The following is a 360-nucleotide window of genomic DNA, read 5'->3' on the forward strand; positions in this document are numbered from 1 at the left end:
GGCCTACCTGACCGACGTCATCACCCGCATCGTCGCCGGCCATCCGCAGAGCCATATCGACGACTTGCTGCCCTGGGCCTACGCCCCGCAGCCCCTCAAAGCCGTGGCCTGAGAACGACGCTTACGGTCGACCTGGAGACCGCCGTACTCCTTGCGCCAGCGGTAATAGCTCTGCTCGGAGATCTCCGCCTCCTTGCAGGCCAGCGCCAAGCTCTTACCCTGGGCTGTCTGCACCTCAATCTGGCGCAGCTTCAGCACGACCTGCTCCGCGTTCGTCTTCTGACCTCGCCGCATGTCCGACTCCTTGTCCTGGCTGATCCTCTCAATCAGCCCGGTCCAAAGCCAGCCGGTCAGGTCACC

Annotated in this window: 1 protein-coding gene and 1 pseudogene; one reads left to right on the forward strand and one right to left on the reverse strand. The window is 64.2% G+C overall.

Annotated features, from left to right (window positions below; all coding sequences use genetic code 11):
• Positions 1 to 112, forward strand: a 112-nt coding sequence (locus ACLBYB_RS32845) for a transposase domain-containing protein (protein WP_447701338.1), incomplete at its 5' end; no start/stop codon positions are given.
• A 2-nt stretch (positions 113 to 114) separates the two neighbouring features.
• Here the strand turns inward: ACLBYB_RS32845 and ACLBYB_RS32850 are convergent.
• Positions 115 to 294, reverse strand: a pseudogene (locus tag ACLBYB_RS32850) (transposase); the annotation flags it as partial.
• Positions 295 to 360 lie beyond the last annotated feature (66 nt).

This window comes from Methylobacterium sp. D54C, assembly GCF_053345595.1.